Annotated in this window: 18 protein-coding genes; 7 read left to right on the top strand and 11 right to left on the bottom strand. The window is 59.5% G+C overall.

All coding sequences use genetic code 11. From position 1 onward, the window contains the following. The 8 genes from KOL70_RS06485 to KOL70_RS06450 form a co-directional block, all read right to left on the bottom strand. Positions 1-1,416: a serine/threonine-protein kinase gene (locus KOL70_RS06485; RefSeq protein ID WP_215480397.1), complete on the bottom strand. Its 1,416-nt coding sequence runs from the start codon at positions 1,414-1,416 to the stop codon at positions 1-3. A gap of 66 nt (positions 1,417-1,482) precedes the next feature. After that, positions 1,483-2,433, bottom strand: a complete 951-nt coding sequence (locus KOL70_RS06480) for a hypothetical protein (protein ID WP_058757494.1) — start codon at positions 2,431-2,433, stop codon at positions 1,483-1,485. Positions 2,434-2,447: 14 nt separating this feature from the next. Then, on the bottom strand, positions 2,448-3,224 hold the full coding sequence (locus KOL70_RS06475) for a PP2C family serine/threonine-protein phosphatase (protein WP_058771213.1): 777 nt from the start codon (positions 3,222-3,224) through the stop codon (positions 2,448-2,450). Continuing rightward, positions 3,221-4,351 carry a type VI secretion system-associated FHA domain protein TagH gene (tagH, locus tag KOL70_RS06470; protein WP_215480396.1) on the bottom strand — a complete coding sequence of 377 codons (1,131 nt, stop codon included), beginning with the start codon at positions 4,349-4,351 and terminating at the stop codon, positions 3,221-3,223. Before tagH ends, KOL70_RS06475 begins: the two co-directional genes overlap by 4 nt. A 33-nt stretch (positions 4,352-4,384) precedes the next feature. Next, positions 4,385-5,083: a type VI secretion system-associated protein TagF gene (tagF, locus tag KOL70_RS06465; RefSeq protein ID WP_215480395.1), complete on the bottom strand. Its 699-nt coding sequence runs from the start codon at positions 5,081-5,083 to the stop codon at positions 4,385-4,387. Positions 5,084-5,096: 13 nt separating this feature from the next. Next, a complete protein-coding gene (gene tssM / locus KOL70_RS06460; protein WP_021509950.1) occupies positions 5,097-7,211 on the bottom strand; it encodes a type VI secretion system membrane subunit TssM in 2,115 nt (704 codons plus the stop codon). Beyond that, a complete protein-coding gene (icmH, locus tag KOL70_RS06455) occupies positions 7,211-8,422 on the bottom strand; it encodes a type IVB secretion system protein IcmH/DotU (protein WP_215480394.1) in 1,212 nt (403 codons plus the stop codon). The genes tssM and icmH overlap by 1 nt, the downstream gene beginning before the upstream one ends. Before the next feature lie 85 nt (positions 8,423-8,507). Beyond that, complete coding sequence (locus tag KOL70_RS06450) at positions 8,508-8,999, bottom strand: hypothetical protein (RefSeq protein WP_021509952.1); 492 nt, start codon at positions 8,997-8,999, stop codon at positions 8,508-8,510. Positions 9,000-9,640: 641 nt separating this feature from the next. Between KOL70_RS06450 and flhB the strand changes: the two genes are divergently transcribed. Genes flhB through KOL70_RS06435 form a run of 3 tightly spaced genes read left to right on the top strand, consistent with a single transcriptional unit; the run spans position 9,641 to position 13,279 of the window. Continuing rightward, the gene (flhB, locus tag KOL70_RS06445; RefSeq protein ID WP_021509953.1) at positions 9,641-10,792 is read left to right on the top strand and encodes a flagellar biosynthesis protein FlhB; all 1,152 of its coding nucleotides are present in this window, start codon (positions 9,641-9,643) and stop codon (positions 10,790-10,792) included. After that, a complete protein-coding gene (flhA, locus tag KOL70_RS06440; protein ID WP_021509954.1) occupies positions 10,785-12,872 on the top strand; it encodes a flagellar biosynthesis protein FlhA in 2,088 nt (695 codons plus the stop codon). Before flhB ends, flhA begins: the two co-directional genes overlap by 8 nt. Continuing rightward, on the top strand, positions 12,872-13,279 hold the full coding sequence (locus KOL70_RS06435; protein WP_215480393.1) for a flagellar protein FlhE: 408 nt from the start codon (positions 12,872-12,874) through the stop codon (positions 13,277-13,279). The genes flhA and KOL70_RS06435 overlap by 1 nt, the downstream gene beginning before the upstream one ends. A 43-nt stretch (positions 13,280-13,322) precedes the next feature. Here the strand turns inward: KOL70_RS06435 and argS are convergent, their stop codons facing one another. Then, the gene (gene argS / locus KOL70_RS06430) at positions 13,323-15,053 is read right to left on the bottom strand and encodes an arginine--tRNA ligase (RefSeq protein ID WP_058757502.1); all 1,731 of its coding nucleotides are present in this window, start codon (positions 15,051-15,053) and stop codon (positions 13,323-13,325) included. A 166-nt stretch (positions 15,054-15,219) separates the two neighbouring features. Next, on the bottom strand, positions 15,220-15,342 hold the full coding sequence (locus tag KOL70_RS23745; protein WP_007889544.1) for a hypothetical protein: 123 nt from the start codon (positions 15,340-15,342) through the stop codon (positions 15,220-15,222). Positions 15,343-15,655: 313 nt separating this feature from the next. Between KOL70_RS23745 and KOL70_RS06425 the strand changes: the two genes are divergently transcribed. Further along, positions 15,656-16,216, top strand: a complete 561-nt coding sequence (locus KOL70_RS06425) for a VOC family protein (protein ID WP_058774574.1) — start codon at positions 15,656-15,658, stop codon at positions 16,214-16,216. Here the strand turns inward: KOL70_RS06425 and KOL70_RS06420 are convergent. Next, a complete protein-coding gene (locus tag KOL70_RS06420; RefSeq protein ID WP_215480392.1) occupies positions 16,213-17,352 on the bottom strand; it encodes a MalY/PatB family protein in 1,140 nt (379 codons plus the stop codon). The genes KOL70_RS06425 and KOL70_RS06420 overlap by 4 nt on opposite strands. An 85-nt stretch (positions 17,353-17,437) precedes the next feature. Between KOL70_RS06420 and cutC the strand changes: the two genes are divergently transcribed. From cutC to KOL70_RS06405, 3 genes are all read left to right on the top strand, one after another. Further along, positions 17,438-18,190 (top strand): copper homeostasis protein CutC, encoded by a 753-nt coding sequence (gene cutC / locus KOL70_RS06415; RefSeq protein ID WP_215480391.1) that lies wholly within the window; start codon positions 17,438-17,440, stop codon positions 18,188-18,190. 168 nt (positions 18,191-18,358) lie between these two features. Beyond that, positions 18,359-19,207, top strand: a complete 849-nt coding sequence (locus KOL70_RS06410) for a hypothetical protein (protein ID WP_058774577.1) — start codon at positions 18,359-18,361, stop codon at positions 19,205-19,207. Positions 19,208-19,252: 45 nt separating this feature from the next. Then, positions 19,253-19,873: a LysE family translocator gene (locus KOL70_RS06405; RefSeq protein WP_215480390.1), complete on the top strand. Its 621-nt coding sequence runs from the start codon at positions 19,253-19,255 to the stop codon at positions 19,871-19,873.

The raw sequence follows: 19,873 nt of genomic DNA, 5'->3' as shown, positions 1-19,873 counted from the left end.
TCAATTACCCGGATTAATCAGCCAGGTGCCCGGCTGGTTAATCGTCAGCATCTGGCTGCGCACCTGGCTGCCGTGATGCACTTCAATACGATAGCTGCCTGCCGCCAGATTCAGCGAGGCGAAACCGCTGCTGGCGGGTTTCACATCCTTCGCTTCACCGTTCAGCACGATATTTTCCCCTGCCTGCAACTGCAGATAAACCGTCGCCATGGTTGGCGCGCTGCTGGCGGGCGCGCTACCCGCTGAGGGCGTCGCCGCCGGGGCGCTGCTGGCCGCCACCGGCGGTGCGTCGCTCGGGCGATTGGCTTTCCACACTACGACCACCACGGCAAGCAACGCCACGGCAGCGGCGGCGAGCAGGGCAGGCGACAAACGGCGCACATTGCGCGGCGTCACCGGTTCAATCGCGGCGGCGGCATGATTAACCGCCATTACCTGCGGTTCCGGCACGGCCGCTACCGGCTCCGGCACGGGCTGGCTCTCCGCGGTCACCGGGAAGGTCGTCACCAGCGCTTCGACATCGCTCACCGGCAGATCGATCAGCCGGGCAAAAGCATCAATACTCTGCGGACGGTCTTCCGGCTTCATCGCCAGCGCGCAGTCGATCGCGTGCAGCAGCGGCAGCGAATACCCCTCAGGCTTGCGCTCCATCAGCGGCTGGTAGTTATCTTCAATGCAGCGCACCACGCTGACCGGCGGCGCGTGGCCGGTGATCAGCGTATGCAGCACCGCGCCCAGCGCGTAGATATCGGTCCACGGTCCCTGTTCGACTTCTCCCTCTTCGCTGTACTGCTCAATCGGCGCGAAGCCCGGCTTGAGCATGATCTCGGTTTCATCTGACAGGTTGCCAATCTCTTTGCGCGCCGAGCCAAAGTCGAGCAGCACCGGCAGCTGGTTTTCCTGAATCTGAATGTTATCGAGCGAAATATCACGATGCAGGTAACCGGCGGTGTGAATGGTGTTGATGGCACCAAACAGCGGCGGTAACAGACGGCGAATCCACGCTTCGTCAATGCTGTCCGGGCTGGTGAGCTGCCACTCTTTCAGCGTCATGCCGCTGTAGTAGAGCGTGCCCATGTAAGCCGTGCCGTTCTCTTCCCAGAAGCGCAGGACGTGCAGCAGACCGGGATGATTGAAGCGCGCCAGCAGCCGTGCCTCCTGAATAAAGCTGTTGCGTCCGGCATTAAACAGTTTCTGGAAGCGCTCGCCGCGCAGTTCCAGCGCCAGATCCGCACCGCGTACCGCCAGTGACACCGGCATGTACTCTTTGATGGCGATGGTGCGTTCCAGCTGATGATCCCAGGCGCGATAGACAATGCCAAAGCCGCCGCCGCCGATCACTTCCTTGATTTCAAACTCGTTAAACCGGTAGCCCGCAGGCAGGGCATTGGGGGTATGATTTTCGTTTGCCGACATAGTGAGCTCTCTGAACACGTCCTGTAGCGCCCCGTCACGCCGGTGACGGCGGGCAACAACCGCTAATTAATTAATGTTACGCCAGGCACCAATTGCCGGATCGGCCAGATCGGCGTGCAGGGTGTCAATCAGTAACACAGTCACTTTTTGCTGTGGCATAAACTGCGGCGACCAGATGCCGCGTAAGCTATCAACCCGCGATTTCACCGCTTCGCTATCCGTGCCGGTGTTTTTATCCATTTTAATCAGCAGCGTGCCGCTGAAACGCCAGACGTGCTGCTGAGCATCAAACGGCAGCACCAGCCAGCTATCACTGGCATCGGGCCGCGTGACAATCATGCGCTGTTTGTTCACCGCTACCACCTCCAGCGGCGTGCGGGTCAGCGTAAGATCGGCGATGGGATAACCCTGCAGGAAGGTTACCGTCTGGCTGCGCGTTTTGCCGTCACTCAGCAGCGTCATTGCCGCCGGACCTTCCAGCCAGCCCTCGGTTGAGCAATGCTGCTGCGGGTTCTCAGGGATAAACAGCGAACCGCCGTTTTCATCCCACCAGGTACGGAAATGGCAGCCGCCGGGCAGGGCGAAGTGCTGCAGCGGCGTGCTGTCGGCCGGACGCGATAAATCCAGCGGCGCCGCGGTATTGGCGCTGGCGCTGGCGGTCGCGTCGTTAAGGATGATCGGCCGCCAGTTCTGTAGTTTTGCCGCGCTGCCGTTAGCCAGCACGCTGCCCTCTTTGCTGGTCATCTGCCAGGGGATCTCATCCAGCAGGCCGCACTGGTTCGCCAGCAGCGTGCCGACGCGCGGCAGGAAGCTGGTAAGAATGCTGGTGTCGCTGCTTTTGCCGGACACGATGCGCAGCGGCAGCGTCTCTTTACACCAGTCGTCGGGCGCATTACTGGCAACGTTATCGATATAGACTTCCAGCGACAGGCTGGGCGAGTAGACCACCCGGTAATCTTCCGCCTGCGCATTCAGGGCCAGTAACAGGGCGGCAACGCCCGGCAACCACAGTTTCATAATGATCCTTGCAATCAATAACGTGACGGCAGAAAACGTGCCGCATCAGCCTGGGAATAAAGCAGCGTCGCGTCCTGCGGTTCGCCAATCCAGATTGCCAGAGCGCTGAGATTGTCGCTTTTAACACTGCGGTTTACGGCCTGTTCCATCAATGCCAGCCACTCTTCGCAGGCGTTTACCATGCGCAGTGCCTGTTCCATTTCGTCGGTGGTGAGGTTGAGCCAGAAACCGTCGGTACAGACCAGAAATGCGTCACCATCGGTCAGCTCAATCACCTCGCTGAAGGTGGCCGGTCGGGCCGGCTCAATACCCAGCGCATTATAAAGTAAATTACTGTTAATGCCGGTATTTTCATAGCCGGCTTCGCGCAGCTGCTGCGCCAGACTGTGGTCACGCGTCACCTGATGCAGCACCCCGTGGCGGAAGTGATAAACCCGGCTATCACCGGCGTGCGCCCACCATGCGCGCTGCGTTGTGCGGTCAATAAACAGGGCGGCAAGGGTGGTGCTCATGCGCGAAAAATTCGGATTGTTCCCCTGGGCGCTGACCAGCGTTTGCTGACACTTTTCTATCGCCGCACGCGTACTCTCCGGCGTGAACGTGTCGCTTTGCTGCAGCTGCGTCAGCAGGGTATCGCGCACCAGCTGGGCCGCATAATCGCCGCCGGGCAGACCGGCCACGCCGTCGCATACCAGAAAACAGGCTTTCTGTTCATCGACTTCGGCACCGGTGCGATCCTGGTTTTCGTCACGCATACCCTGCTGGCAGCGGCTGGCAAACTTCATCTTCATGCGTCTTCGGTCCGCGTCTGGGAATCTTTGTACTGATTCACTTCCATGTCGTAGGCATGCAGAAAGGCTTCACCAAACAGGGTGTGGAAGTCATCGTCAATCTCGCCCGCGGTGCGCTGATAGTGACGGAGAAAATAGTCCCACAGCGCCGCTTTGCGTCCGCCGCTGAACGGCATCTTAGGCAGCACGCCGTCTTTGCGCGCTTCCTCTTCCAGACGCTGCGGATTAAACGACTGCAGCATCGCGGCAATGATGGCGCGAATGCCGGCAATCATCCCCAGCTGATGCGCCTGTAAATCCACCAGCGCATCGCGCACCGCTGCTTCCGGTGGCATAAAGCCAGGCATCTGGCTCTGGTACATCTGCATCAGCACGGTTTTGCCGGAAGGCAGAATTTTAAACGGGTTATTGGCTTCGTTAAGGATCATCGTCATGTCGGCTTTCACGCCGCGCTTGAGGATGGAGCGCGAAGAGAGCAGGGCAACCGTACCCTGCGAAAACAGGCTGAGCATACGGCCGGTGACGCGCATCTGCTCTTCGGTGATCGGCGTCTGGTGACCATTATTCAGGCCCATACCTTCCAGCAGCGCGGCGATCAGTTTGTCCTGATCGGCGCCCGGCAGCACGGCTGGCATCACGGGCGCATCGCTTTGCGGATCGATCGCCAGGCGCGCGTCCGGGCGGCGTTCGTGACGCGGACTGTCACTCTGTGGCAGGACTTCCGGTTCCGGCACGTTTTCGTCCTGCTGCATACCCAGCGGATCGGCGGCGCTGTCAGCAAAAAACGCCAGCGGATCATCCTGCGGTACGTTCTGACACGCCGGGTCACGCACTTCCAGGCCATATTCGCCAATCTGCAGCGTATCGCCGTGGCGCAGCCGCACCTGCGAGCCGCGCTGTAGCGCCACGCCGTTCAGCACCACTGAAGTGACGCTGCCCTGGTTGGTCAGGCGGCACTCGCCGTCTGGCGACAGGTGCACCAGCGCCTGCAGGCGCGAGATGGCGCGCGATTCGTCGGGCAGCACCAGGTCGTTATCCTGGCTGCGGCCGATGGTCCCGCCGGGCGGGCTAAACGCGACGGTTTTGGCGGGCACATCCGTATTGCACTGCACAATGGTAAATTGCATGAGTCATCCCGTTAACAAGGCAAGCGCACTGGCCTATTCAAACATCGGTGGATAGAGGCCATTACGTCCCGGCTGGGCACCCGCCGCCGGGTTAAACAATAACGAAAAAAGTTGCGCGGTGAGCGGGCCACTGTGTTTATGCGTGGCGTGGGCAAAGCCGTCACTGCGATTACTCCACCAGTAGCTAATGTGCTGTTGGGGATCAAAACGGTCGGCCACTTCACGCCAGCTCAGGGTGCAGGGCAAATCGTCAAAACCAATCACATCCATGATGTCGCTGCGCTGCTTATCCGGCAGCAGCAGCGGAGCCAGCTGCTGAATCTGCGTCTCCAGCGCGTCCGGGCTGTGGCGATCGCGCACCGCCTGCCACAGCAGCGCGCCGAGTTCCTGATACCAGTCGCCGGAGATCGCCAGCTGTGAAGCATGCCACGCGCTGAGCGGAATGCTGTGCAGCGCCAGCAGCGGCCACGCACGGCCGACGCGATCGCACGAGGGCAGCAGACAACCCAGCTGCACCTGCTGGCGCAGCGGCGATAGCGGCAGGACAAAATTCCATACCGGCGCGCGTAAAAACTGTTGCGTGCTAGCCTCTTCCTGCTGATGCCAGTGGATTAAGCCTTGTTGAAACCAGTGGCTCCACGGCGTCACCGTGGCTTCACTGAGCCGCTGGCGCAGAAAATCACCGGTGACCGGTAATTTGCCATACCAGCCCGGCGCGGTGTAACTCGCCATGGTTACCTCACCATTACTCACTGTGTCCGGTCAATCGCTGCGATACGGTGTGTGGCGCAACCGCCAGCATACGGCCATTCTGACCGGCATTTTTCAGATTTTCCGCAAGCTTACGCATCATCAGCGCATTGTCGCGCGCATAAGGTGACGACTGAATCTGCTGATCGAGCAGCTGGCTAAGGTGCCAGTCAAGCTGCTGCAGATCGCGCGCGCTGACATTGTCCGGCAGCGTGCGCTGCAGATTTTGCATCAGCCAGCCGCGCAGAAATTCGCCGTCGTAGTTACGCGGCTGATACAACATCTGATAAGCGCGCAGCGCATTGCGGCTGTAGTCATTGTCGGTGCCGGGATCGTCACGCAGCAGGTTGGTAATTTGCTGGGCCACGCGCGGCAGCAGTAAAGACTTAAGCGCATTTTGATAAAGCACCCATGCGGCATCACTCACCTGGTTACCGCGATACAGTCCAGCGCGCATGGTAAGCGGTGGATTGTCGAGAGAAAAATGCGCCGACAGCGGCAGTTTCACCAGGTTATTTAAGAAGGGTAGCAGATCAAAAATATTATCGGCTGGCTGATGAATAACCTGCTGACTCTGCGCGGTAATCGGCCCGATACGCGCCGCGACCTGATCGAGATAACGCTGATTCTGTACGTAGCTGGTGAGCCACAAACCGGAGAGCAGCACCAGCGCGCCGGTGAGCGCGCCGTAACCGATCCAGTGTAGCAGCCGGTTACGATACTCCCAGTGACGGTTGCTGCCGGCAAGGCCGCTTTCGCGGAACACCAGGTCGCTTAACAGGTCGCGAATAAAGAAGCTCTGGCCTTTGGTACCCGGAATCGGATTGCTGCGGTTAACGCTGTCCCACGCGGCAAGGCTCGACTCGCCGGTATGTGGCAGCTGTAGCTTACGGTTGAGTTCGCCCATGATGCGGTCAAACGGCAGGCCTTCCTGGGTGCCGCTGGTAAAGAACAGGCCGCGCGCCGACCAGGCAATCTCATCCTGATGGCGGGAAAATACCACGTCGAGATATTCGTTGAGTAACGGACGCAGCGAACTGAACTCCTGCGGGAACAGGAAGCTGTCGGCGCGCTGGGTGAGATCGCGCTCGCCGGCCATCACGTCGGCCAGCTGCTGCTGCAGACGCTGCTCCAGCTGCTGAAAGCGCTCGCTAAAGCTGCGGTGCCAGTCATCTTTGTGCGGCTTGCCCGGTTCCCACGGGAAGGTGAAGCCCCAGATGGCATCGCGCTGCGGCTTACTCAGGTTGCCGTAAAAGCTCATAAACCCTTTCAGCAGGTCGGTTTTGGTGACCATTACATACACCGGGAAATGAATGCCGGTTTGCTGATGCAGCTCGACCATGCGGCTGCGCAGCGCGCTGGCCTGGGCGTGACGTGCCTCGGCGGAATCGGTCAGCAGGTCGGCCACGCTGATGGTCATGATCACGCCGTTGATCGGCTGGCGCGTGCGGTAGCGCTTTAGCAATTTAATGAAGTTATGCCACTCGGCGCCGTCGCGCGCGCGCTGGCTCTCCTGCAGTGCGTAACGACCCGCAGTGTCGATTAAGACTGCGCTGTCGGTGAACCACCAGTCGCAGTGACGCGTGCCGCCGACGCCGCGTACCGCCTCTTTGCCGAGGCTGTCGGTTAACGGAAACTCCAGACCGGCGTTCAGCAGCGCGGTGGTTTTACCGGCACCGGGCGCGCCTATCATCACGTACCACGGCAGCTGATACAGATAGTGACTCTGAAAACGCGCCAGCCAGCTTTTCTGATGCCGGCGACCAAACTGGGTGCGTTTCAGCCGCAGCGCCGCTTCGCTGAAGCGCTGGGTCAGCAGCGTCTCGGTCGCCTGGCGATCGGACGCTTCTTCGTGACTCATTTCCTGCAGGCGATTGAGCAGCTTGCTGTTAAACCAGCCGCGCCAGATGGCGGGAATAAACTGGAACAGTACCCAGCAGAAATAGAGCAGGCCGACCGCCAGCTGGCGCGGGAATACCGGCTCCAGTGGACGGGTGTCACCCCAGCTCCACAACGGGCCGAGCATCCACAGCACGCAGCTCAGCGCCGTGACGCCAATCAGGCCCCACAGCAGGCGATGGGTTAACAGATGTTGGAGTGATGCGCGCATCACTGGCCTCCCTGATGATTGCCGAGGGTTTCCGGTGCCGCAAACAGGGTGATCTCCACCCGGCGATTGCGGGCGCGGTTTTCATTGCTGTCATTGGGTAAGAGCGGATTGCTGTCGCCGCGGCCTTCGGCTTTAACGCTGTGACCGTCCGCCAACTGCGTATTCAGCAGTTGCGTAACGGCACGGGCGCGGGCGAAGGAGAATTCATAGCTGGAGGCGAAACGGCCATCCACCGGACGATTATCGGTATATACCGATACCAGCACCGTGCCTTTTACCGTCTTCATCGCGCTGGCAACGTGCGCCAGCAGCGCGCGGCCAACCTGGTTCACTACGGTACCGTCCGGCGCAAACAGCTTGTCCGCAGGAATGATCACTTTGCTGCCAAAGGCACCATCGCTCACTTCCAGCTGGCCTGCGGCAATCACGTCGTTAAGACGCTGATGCAGATCGAGCAGCGCCTGCGGTGAGGTGGGGCGGCGGCCCGGCATGATTTGCGGCAGCGGGGTTTGATAGATGGCGCGCAGCAGCGGTTCGGCCGCATTGCCCAGCCGCCAGTTGAGCCCGCTGTAGATCAGACAGGCAATCAGCGTAGCCAGCGTGACGCAGGCCCACAGTGGCACCATCGGCCGCGTCAGGGTGCTGACCAGCGGATGCACTTCCACCAGCGGCGCGCGCGGTGGTGTCGCCGGGCGGGTTTCCGTAATCAGCTGCGCCAGCCGTTTACGGATGCCTTCACACTGTGCGCGTCCGCTGTCGCTGCCGCGATAGCGCCCTTCATAGCCCAGCAGCAGGCAGTAGTGAATCACTTCCAGCAGCCATAAATGCTGCTGCGGGCTTCGCGACACGCGCGACAGCAGCTGGAACACTTTTTCGCCGCCCCAGCTTTCGTTATGAAAGGTCACCAGCATGCCATTGCCGGACCAGACGCCGCGCGTGCCCCATGGGGTTTGCGCCGCCGCTTCGTCCAGCACGCTACACAGGCAGTAGCGTGCGCCGATGATCATCTCAAACGGCAAACCCGCCTGCTTGCAGCGTTGCTCGAACTGGCGGATCTCTTCAATCAATAGCTGACGCAGGCCAGCGGGATCGTCGTGCGTCGCCGCCTGCCGTATACGCACGACGGCATTCAGAATCGGGGCTGCGGCATTCAGCAAAAGGTTATCGTTGCCCGCGACAATGCCATCGCGGGCAAGGGAGTCCTGAGTCATTAAATCTCGATTATCCTGGCAATAACGGAACGGTTAGCCCGCAAAGCAGCGGTGTGCTGCGGGCAATATGCGCCGGATTGCATCATCAGTCTAAGATCCAGGTCGCGGTATCATTGGTGCGGCATGCTTTACTGGCGCCGCCCACGGCCACGCAGACCTGTTTAGTACGACGGGGACGCGGCCGGTCGCTGCGCAGCGTGGCGTCATAGCGGCTGCTCTCCACGCCAGCTTTGGGGGGCACGTAGCCAATCAGCTGACCGCTGGGTTCTTCTGCAATCGCCAGCCAGTTGTGCTCGACGCGACCCAGCACCTCAAAGGTTTGGGCGTTATCCAGATAACGCACCACTTTGCCGCCGTAATCCGGCAGGGTCATCACAGAGGCGGCATATAGCGCGCGAAAGCTCTCATTCACCGGGGTGAATTCACCGGGTGCTGCCACTGCATGACGATGAACCAGTTTTACGCCGTTCACTTCGCTGGTGACCAGGGTGTCATCCGTCACGGGCGGTGGAGGCGCTTTACATCCCGCCAGCGTTAAAGCCGCCAGCAGCGTTAGCAAGAGACTCTTATTCACCATGATCCTCAAATTTTCATCAGTATCGCTGCAGAGTTGTATCCGGCACGCACTCAGCGGGCGGGCAGATTATGCAGTGAGAAGGCCACTAAAAAACAGTCAAATTACAGAAAGATAGTGCTGACTTAAGTCTACCTAAGACTTTTGAGAATTCAAACCATTGCACCGCGGCAAATCCCGTGCTACCGGGCGAAAAAACGCCTTAACGGCACGCCGCGATCGTTCTGGCTGGGACGATAGATAAGCTGCATTAATTTATTTGCGTAAGCAAGCGCGGCTGGCGTGCGGCGCGACATTTGCCCCCTGATGGTGCTTAGGGGAATTGGTAAATAAGATTTATCTATTTTTTTAGATGAAAAAAGATTGCGCGGCGAAACAATTTTATGATTTTCGGAATTTCCGGGCGCAGCCGTGTCATTAACTCAGCCAGTCCGGCACGGCTTTTGCTTCGCTGCGCCACTTAATCCGTAATGAGCAGCAAAGGTCGCGGAACCGTGCGCTGGTGATTGGCCCGCACCAGGTTAGCGCAGGGCCTGATTTCACTTATGGCTAAATAAACCCATCTTTTTCTCGCTTAATCCGCGCTTTAGACCCGAAGGGTTTTGGCATCCTATGCTCAGAATTCCTGCCAGCTGAGGTATGTCGTGGCTGAAGAGAGCAACGAGGACAAAACAGAATCGCCCACCCCCCACCGACTTGAGAAAGCACGGCAGGAGGGGCAGATTCCGCGTTCGCGCGAGCTGACTTCGGTACTGATGCTGCTGGCCGGGCTGCTGATCATCTGGCTGGGCGGCCACAATATGGCGCAACGGCTGGCCAGCATGGTGGCCACCGGCTTCCGCTTTGACCACGGCATGGTCAACGACGATAAAATTATCGTCTCGCACATCGGCAACCTGGTGATGCAGGCGGTGATCGCGCTGCTGCCGCTGATGGCCGGGCTGGTGATCGTTGCCATCGCCGCGCCGATGATTCTGGGCGGAATCAACATCAGCGGAAAATCCATCAAATTCGATTTCAAAAAGCTCAACCCGTTACCGGGCATTGCGCGCATGTTCTCCGGTCAGACGTGGGCGGAACTGGTGAAGGCGATCCTCAAAGCGGTGCTGGTGGCGCTGGTGGCTGGCTGGTATCTGTGGAGTCACTGGCAGGAGATGCTGCGCCTGATGAGCGAATCGCCAGTGAATGCGCTGCAGCATGGCCTGTCGATGACCGCCATCAGCTGCGCGCTGGTGATGCTGGGTCTGATCCCGATGGTTGGCTTTGATGTGTTCTGGCAGCTCTACAGCTACTTCAAAAAGCTGCGCATGACGCGCCAGGAAATTCGCGATGAACACAAGCAGAACGAGGGCGACCCGCACGTTAAAGGGCGTATCCGCCAGGCGATGCGTGCCGCCGCCCGCCGCCGCATGATGGCCGACGTACCGAAGGCGGACGTCATCGTGACTAACCCGACGCACTACTCGGTGGCGCTGCAGTATCAGGAAGGCAAGATGAGTGCGCCGAAAGTGATTGCCAAAGGCGCCGGTGACATTGCCCTGCGCATTCGTGAAATCGCTAAAGAGCACCGCGTACCGATTCTGGAAGCGCCGCCGCTGGCGCGTGCGCTCTATCGTCATACGGAAATTGGCCAGTTTATTCCCGGCGCGCTCTATGCCGCCGTGGCAGAAGTGCTGGCGTGGGTCTGGCAGCTGCGACGCTGGAAGCGTGAAGGCGGCCTGATTCCAAACAAACCAAAACATCTGCCGGTCCCGGCAGAGATGGACTTTGCAGGAGAGAACACCAACCATGGCTAATCTGGCCGAAAAGCTGCGTTTACCGGGCAATTTTAAAGACACGCAATGGCAGGTGCTGGCTGGTCCGGTGCTGATCATGCTGATCCTGTCGATGATGGTATTGCCGCTGCCGGCGTTCATCCTTGACCTGCTGTTTACCTTCAACATTGCGCTGTCCATCATGGTGCTGCTGGTGGCGATGTTCACCCAGCGCACGCTGGAATTCGCTGCCTTCCCGACCATTTTGCTGTTCTCAACGCTGCTGCGTCTGGCGCTGAACGTCGCCTCAACGCGTATCATCCTGCTGGAAGGGCATACGGGTGCTGATGCCGCCGGGCGTGTGGTTGAAGCCTTTGGTCACTTCCTCGTGGGCGGTAATTTCGCCATTGGTATCGTGGTGTTCATCATCCTCGTAATCATCAACTTCATGGTCATCACCAAAGGTGCCGGACGTATCGCCGAAGTGGGCGCGCGTTTCGTGCTGGATGGTATGCCCGGCAAGCAGATGGCGATCGATGCCGATTTGAACGCCGGCCTGATTGGTGAAGACGAAGCCAAACGCCGGCGCACCGAAGTGACCCAGGAAGCGGACTTCTACGGCTCTATGGACGGTGCCAGTAAGTTTGTGCGCGGCGACGCCATCGCCGGCATCCTGATCATGGTGATCAACGTGATCGGCGGCCTGCTGGTGGGCGTGGTGCAGCACGGTATGGATCTCGGCCACGCCGGGGAAACCTATACGCTGCTGACCATCGGTGACGGCCTGGTAGCGCAGATCCCGGCGCTGGTGATCTCTACCGCTGCCGGTGTCATCGTTACCCGCGTCAGCACCGATCAGGATGTCGGCGAACAGATGGTGGGCCAGCTGTTTAACAATCCGCGCGTGCTGATGCTGAGCGCCGGCGTGATTGGCCTGCTGGGCCTGGTGCCCGGCATGCCGAACTTTGTGTTCCTGCTGTTCACCGCGGCGCTGCTCGGCCTGGCCTGGTGGCTGCGCGGCCGCGAAATGCAGCCGAAGAAGCAAAGTGAAGCCTCCAGCGTGGTGAAAACGCAGGAGACGCCGGCCACGGTCGAAGCCTCGTGGACCGACGTCCAGCTGGAAGATTCGCTCGGCATGGAAGTGGGCTATCGTCTGATTCCGATGGTCGATCATCTGCAAAACGGCGAGCTGCTCGGGCGTATCCGCAGTATCCGTAAAAAGGTGGCGCAGGAGGTTGGCTTCCTGCCACCGGTGGTGCACATTCGTGACAACATGGAGCTGCCGCCGGCGCGCTATCGCATCCTGATGAAGGGCGTGGAGATTGGCAGCGGCGATGCTTATCCGGGACGCTGGATGGCGATTAACCCGGGCACGGCGGCGGGCACGCTGCCGGGTGAAGCGACGGTTGACCCGGCGTTTGGCCTCGCGGCCATCTGGATCGACAGCGCGCTGAAAGAACAGGCACAGATTCAGGGCTACACCGTGGTGGAAGCCAGTACCGTGGTGGCGACCCACCTTAATCACCTGATCGGCCAGTACGCCAGCGAGCTGTTTGGGCGTCAGGAAGCGCAGCAGCTGCTGGACCGCGTCACCCAGGAGATGCCAAAGCTGACGGAAGATCTGGTGCCGGGCGTGATCACCCTGACCACGCTGCACAAAGTGCTGCAAAATCTGCTGACCGAGCGCGTTTCGATCCGCGACATGCGCACCATTATCGAAACGCTGGCCGAACATGCGCCGGTGCAGAACGATCCGCAGGAACTGACCAGCGTGGTGCGCGTCGCGCTGGGCCGCGCGATTACCCAGCAGTGGTTCCCGGGCAACGGCGAAGTGCAGGTGATTGGACTGGATGCCACACTGGAACGTCTGCTATTGCAGGCGCTGCAGGGCGGTGGCGGTCTGGAACCGGGTCTTGCCGATCGACTGCTGATGCAGGCGCAGGCCGCGCTGCAGCAGCAGGAGATGACCGGTGCGCCGCCGGTGCTGCTGGTTAACCATCCGCTGCGGGCGCTGCTGGCGCGCTTCCTGCGCCGTAACCTGCCGCAGCTGGTGGTGCTGTCTAATATGGAGCTGACCGATAACCGGCAAATCCGCATGACTGCAACCATAGGCGGCAAATAATGCGCGGCGTGACGCTCTCATGGCTGCTGGCGGCGCTGCTGGCGCTGCCGCTAACGGGCCAGGCCGCCAGCGGTGCATGGCAGGCCAGCGCCAGCGGCCCGAGCCTCGGCGTGCGCGGCAACTGGCTGCTGTCGCCGGCGCTTAAAGCGCCCTCGGCGGCTCCAGGGACTATTTCGCTGGTGAACTGGCGCTACACGCTGAGCCGCCCGGCACCATCCGGTCTGGTGGTGCGGCTGTGCGCCAGCCAGCGCTGCGTGGAGCTGGACGGCGCCAGCGGCAGCACGCGCGGCCTCGCCAACGTGGCAGCCGATGAAACGTTACATCTGGCTTTCGGATTTCAGGGGCAGGGCGCGTTGCCGCCCGGCCTGCGGGTGGTGAGCAGTGAAGTGATGGTCAATTACCAATAGCCAATAGCCAATAAAAAACCCGCCGCAGCGGGTTTTTTTAGGCTTACATTCGCTCGACGGTTTTGATGCCCAGCGTATCCAGCCCCTGCTTCAGGGTTTTCGCCGTCAGCGCAGCCAGTTGCAGACGGCTGTTGCGTACGTTTTCCTCTTCGGCGGAGAGAATCGGGCAGTGCTCATAGAAGCCCGAGAACAGACCGGCCAGATCGTACAGATAAGCACACATCACGTGCGGCGTGCCGTCGCGCGCGACCTGGGTGATGGTCTCTTCAAACTGCAGCAGACGGGTCGCCAGCAGCGCTTCGCGCTCGTCAGTCAGGATGATATCACCGTGCAGGCTGTCTGCCTCAATGCCCGCTTTACGGAACACCGAGAGCACACGCGTGTAGGCGTACTGCATGTACGGCGCGGTGTTGCCTTCAAACGCCAGCATGTTGTCCCAGTCGAAGATGTAATCGGTGGTGCGGCTTTTCGACAGGTCGGCGTATTTCACCGCGCCGATGCCGACCACTTCCGCCAGCTCTTTCAGCTCTGCCGCGCTCATCTCCGGATTTTTCTCGCTGACCAGCGCATGGGCGCGCTCAACGGCTTCATCCAGCAGATCGGAGAGTTTGATGGTGCCACCGCTGCGCGTCTTGAACGGACGGCCATCTTTGCCCAGCATCATGCCGAACGCATGGTGCTCCAGCGGCACTGACTCCGGCACATAGCCCGCTTTGCGCACGATGGTCCACGCCTGCTGCAGATGCTGATGCTGGCGGGAATCGATGTAGTACAGCACGCGATCGGCATGCAGCGTTTCGTAGCGATATTTGGCGCAGGCGATATCGGTGGTGGTGTAGAGATAGCCGCCATCCTTCTTCTGGATGATCACGCCCATCGGTTCACCTTCCTTGTTTTTGAACTCATCAAGGAAAACCACGGTGGCGCCTTCGCTGGTCACCGCCAGCCCTTTTTCGCGCAGATCGGCGACGATGCCCGGCAGCATGTCGTTATACAGGCTTTCACCCATCACATCCTTACGCGTCAGGGTGACGTTAAGGCGGTCATACACCTGCTGGTTCTGACTCATGGTGATATCCACCAGCTTCTTCCACATGGCGCGGCAATATTCGTCGCCACCCTGCAGTTTCACCACGTAACCGCGGGCGCGCTCGGCGAAGGCTTCGTCTTCGTCATAGGTGCGTTTCGCTTCGCGGTAGAAGGCTTCAAGGTCGGCCAGCGCGATCTCTTCATGGTGCTCGTTCTGCTGCTTCTCCAGATAGGCGATCAGCATGCCAAACTGTGTGCCCCAGTCACCGACGTGGTTAGCGCGGATGACGTGATGGCCGAGGAACTCCTGGGTGCGCACCGCGGCATCACCGATGATGGTGGATCGCACGTGACCGACATGCATCTCTTTCGCCACGTTGGGCGCCGAGTAGTCAATCACGATAGTCTGAGGTGTCACTTCGCTGACGCCCAGGCGTGGCAGCTGCAGCGCCTGCGCGGCCTGCTGTGCCAGCCACTGGCGGTCGAGGAAGATGTTGATAAAGCCGGGACCGGCGATGTCGACTTTGCTGGCGATGCCAGCCAGATCCAGATGCTGAACTACCTGCTCAGCCAGCTGGCGCGGCACCTGACCGAGCTTTTTCGCCACGGCCATGATACCGTTCGCCTGGTAATCGCCGAACTGCACTTTTGCAGACTGACGAACCTGCGGTTCGCAATCGGCCGGTGCGCCTGCCGCCACCATCGCCTGACTGACTTTATCGGAAAGAAGAGCCTGAATATTCACCGCGTTACCTTCATATGCTGAAAAGGCCCGCCAGCTGAGGGCGAGCCGATGTCGTCATCCCGCGTGCGTGTCGGGACGGAAAAAATAAGAGGGGAAGTATACGTGAAATGTTGGGATGCGTCAGCAATCGGTTATGGCTGCCGGTGGACGCAGACCCGCGCGCCGGTTAACGGCGGCGCGGGTGGCGACGGGGATTTTTAACGCTTTTGTCTTCACGCACCTTCCAGTGGCGGGAAATTGCAAATCCCATCAAGGCTATCAGGACCGCGACAACAATGAGCATAGACATAGGGCCATTCCTTGTAGTTGTGAAACCCAAATTTATAAGAAAGGGTCAGCTACTGCAATTGATTGACGGGTAAATAAGAGTTATCTCATTGTATTAACTATTGTTAATAATAACAGTTGGTTAAGGCACTTTTATAAAGTAACGTGTGGACCTGATTACGCGATTAATCCGAAAGAGAGGGGCGATTTATGCGGTTTTTGAAGGTTTTTGGCGTGAAATCGGATGAATCCGAGCATTTTGTCAAGCGAAAGCTGCGGCAGCCCTGTTTTTTTATTGATTAAAAGATCTGAACTGAGTTTGAGGTATTTAACGTATGAATCTGGATTTTCCTTCAGAACTGAGTGACTTAAAACAAGACCTGTCCCGATTTGAACAGGCTTTGCAACATTTTGCGGCACGCCTCGGCCTTGACCTCACGCAGCATGAGGCGGACCACGTGGCGGTGCGCTGTCACCAGTTCGCCACGGCAGAACGCTGGAAAGCCGGGTTACTGCAAATCGGCGATCAGTTTTCCGAAGCGATGATCAACGGACGGCCGATCTGCCTGTTTAAGCTGCATCAGCCGCTGCGGATAGCGGGCTGGCAGGTGGATGTGATCGAGCTGCCGTGGCCTGGTGAGAAGCTGTATCGCCATGAAGGCTGGGAGCATGTGGAAATTGTGTTGCGCGGCGAGCCGGAAACGCTGGGCATGCGTGCGATGGCGTTGCTGGCAGACGAGGCGCTGACGCAGCCGGGCATTGCGTTTAAAACCAGCACGCCGCAGGGCGAAAATGAACGTCTGCCCAATCCGACCTTAGCGGTGACGGACGGGCAAACTACCATCAAGTTTCACCCGTGGCGGCTGGAGGAGATCGTTGCCAGCGAACAGGCTTAGCGCCGCGCTGCCACTGCCTGCTGCAGGCGCGATACCGCCTGCTGCAGGGTGGCGTGCGTGCAGCCAAAGTTGAAGCGCACGAAGCGATCGTCGCCGAAATCACGGCCCGGCGAGAAACCGAGGCCGTGTTTTTCGAAATACAGCGCCGGGCTGGCGACATCCAGCTGGCTGGCGTCAATCCAGCCGAGGTAGCTGGCCTCAGGCGCGACCATGCTGAGTTCCGGCAGCGCATTCACCTGCTGCACCAGCCAGTCGCGATTGGCGCGCAGGTAAGCCAGCTGGTCCGCCAGCCATGCATCACCGCCGCGCCATGCGGCTTCCGCCGCCACCAGCGCCAGAATATCCACGCCAGGTACGATGCCTTCACGCACCTGCTTAAAGCGTTTCCGCAGTTCGGGATGAGGGATAATGGCCATGGACGCACCCAGCCCGGCGATGTTGAAGGTTTTAGACGGCGAAATCAGGGTAATGCTGCGCTGGGCGGCGTCTTCGCTCAGCGAGGCAAACGGAATGTGCTGTACGCCGGGCGTTAACAGCAGGTCACAATGGATTTCATCGGAGCACACCAGCAAATCGTGGCGTTGGGCAAAGGCCAGCTGCGCCTCCAGCTCATCACGGCGGTAGACGGTGCCGCCCGGATTCTGCGGATTGCACAGCATGAGCAGGCGCTCGTTACCCTGCATCTGGCTCTCATCCAGCTGCATCACCCAGCGATCCTGCTGTAACTGCAATGGCAGATTGATCTGAGCGCGCTGCGCCAGCCGCGCCGCCGCGCGAAACGGCGGATAAATCGGCGTCGGTGCCACGGTGCTCTGCGACGACTCGGTAAATGCCCGGACCGATAAATTCAGTCCGCTCACCACGCCCGGCAGCAACACAATCCATTCCGGCTCAATCTGCCAGCCATAGCGCTGCGCTAAGCGGGAAATAGTGATATCAATCAAACCGTGCGGCGTCGCGCCATAGCCGAAAACACCGTGGTCGGCACGCTGTTTAATGGCCTCAATGATGCACGGCGGCGAGCGAAAATCGGTGTCGGCAACCCACAAAGGCAGCACATCGCGATCACCATATTTGTGCCATTTCAAACTATCGCTGTGACGACGGTCTATCCCTTGATCAAAATCGAATGCCATAGTGCGCTTTCCACGTAAACTGTCTGAATGAGCAGACTAACTGATGCACTCCTCCCGAGCCAGCAGTCATGAAAAGGAGCAAGGTATGACGAAACTGGAAATTTGTTGCTATGGCATCGACTGCGCAATGACTGCGCAGGCGTCCGGTGCCGATCGCGTGGAGCTGTGCAGTGCTCCGCGTGAAGGCGGACTGACACCTTCGGCGGGTATGCTGGAAGCCGCACAACGTGAACTGACCATTCCGGTCCACCCGATCGTGCGGCCGCGCGGCGGCGATTTTTGTTACACCGCACGCGAATTTGAGGTGATGAAATCGGACGTGGCGCGCATTCGCGAGCTGGGTTTTCCTGGCCTGGTGATTGGCATGCTGGACGAAGATGCGCACGTCGACACGGTACGCATGCAGCAGATTATGGCGCTGTGCGACGGCATGGCTGTGACCTTCCATCGCGCCTTTGATTTGTGCCACAGCCCGAAGCGTTCGCTGGAGGTGCTGACTGATTTAGGGATCGCCCGCGTTCTGACTTCCGGTCAGCAGCAGAGCGCTGAAACCGGAATTGCATTATTACGGGAACTAAATGAATACAGCACCGGTCCAATCATTATGGCAGGGGCAGGCGTGCGCCTCAGCAATCTGCAAAAGTTCCTCGACAGCGGATTGCAGGAAGTCCACAGCTCCGCCAGCCGTGCCGTCGCGTCACCGATGCGCTACCGTAAAGCCGGTGTCTCGATGTGTTCTGAAGCGGAAACCGATGAATTCAGCCGCTCCTGTGTCGATGGCGATGTCGTCGAAGCCATGAAGAGCATGATGCAGATAAGCGTTGACCGGGTCGCCTGACCCGAACCAATTTTGCCGCGCAGCACGCCGAAAACCTGACGTGATGTTTGCAAGTACCAAACCCCAGTTCCTTGCTGGGGTTCTTTTTGTCTGCCGCTTCGCCATGAATAGCGCATTGGTGAAAAAGATGCTTTGATTACTCTATGGCTTAACGCGCGGATAACGCTGATGAAATCCCTCCCTTATGCTGTTGTGATTCTGCTGTTCCCCGTTGCCGGCGCGGCGCTGGCCGCCAGCAGCACCTGCCCGCCGCTGAGCAAAAACATCACCAGCAGCAACAACTGGATTATGCTGGGCGGCGACGCCAAAGGCGCGGTGCGCCAGGTGGTGGCCGGGGAGTTTGGTAAAGACGTCAACTCGCAGAAGCGCGTGCTCGGGCAGTTTGACCAGTGCGGCGATCTGATGGTGGCTGACATCACCTATGACAAAAGCGAAGGCAACGTGGTGCTGAGCATGGAGCAGCACATCGCGCGCGTGCAGCGCGGCTGGGTGGCTGACTATGCTTATCTGGTTAAAGTGACCCGTGCGGGCAAAGAGGAAGTGGTGGATAGCCGACAGGGCACCATCAGCTGGCAGATGGGGCAACACGGCAACATCATCAGCGCCTCGGACAAATTTACCAGCATGGGGAAAGAGGGCTTTACCGATACCACTTACCGCTACGATAAACACTTCCGGCTGGAAAAAAGTATCGCGCGTGGCAGCGATGAACTGACCAACGGCGAGAATACCTGGCGCTGGAATCCGCAGGGGCTGGTGGTGGCATCCACCAGCGCGCGCAGTAAAGATACCTACAGCTACGATAATCAATTGCGCGAACTGCGGCTGCACGGCACCTCGACCACGCCGGTCAGCACTCTGCGGTCGGTGGATGAGTGCCAGTTGTGGGACGAGGTGGGCAATTGCACGCTGAGCTATTTGCATGAGACGGAAGTGTTTGCCAAAGGCACCATTGAGCGGCATCTGAGTTCGGCCTACAAATATCAGTATTGGGATCGTCCGGCGACGGACAATTGATGCGCCGTCGCGTATGCTGTTCTGTGCACAACCCGGGAGCCCATCATGACACTGATTATTTCATTCCTTTTCGCCATTACCCTGCTTACGCTGACGCCCGGCTTCGATACCGCGCTGGTGCTGCGTTCGGCGGCTGCGCAGGGCTGGCAGCGTGCCTCGGCGACGGCATTGGGCGTTACGCTCGGCTGTCTGGTGTGGGGCGTGGCGGTCGGGCTGGGCTTAGGCGCGCTGCTGCTGGCTTCGGAAATGGCTTATAACCTGCTGAAAGGCATCGGTGCCGTGTACCTGCTGTATCTCGGCGTCAGACTGCTGCTTAACCCGCGCAGCACGGTGGCCAGCGGGCAGCAGGGGCAAAAGCGGGAAGAGCGCTATCTGACCTGCTTTGCGCGTGGCCTGACCGGTAACCTGCTCAATCCCAAAGTCGGGGTCTTTTACGTCACTTTCCTGCCGCAGTTTATCCCGGCCGGCGGATCGGTGGCGCTGTGGTGCACGCTGATGGCGCTCACCCACATGGTGATTGGCTTAGTGTGGAACGCGGTATTGATTAGCGGCAGCCAGTACTTTGCTGGTCATCTGCGCCGTCCGGCAGTGTTAAAAGTGATGGATCGCCTGTCAGGCTGCGTGTTTATTGGTTTCGCCGCGAAGCTGGCGCTGTCGCGGCGTTAA

The organism is Pantoea sp. B270 (assembly GCF_018726825.1).
Taxonomy (GTDB): Bacteria; Pseudomonadota; Gammaproteobacteria; order Enterobacterales; family Enterobacteriaceae; genus Pantoea; species Pantoea dispersa.
The sequence above is the reverse complement of the archived record's forward strand: the minus strand, read 5'-3'. Positions and strand labels throughout refer to the sequence as shown.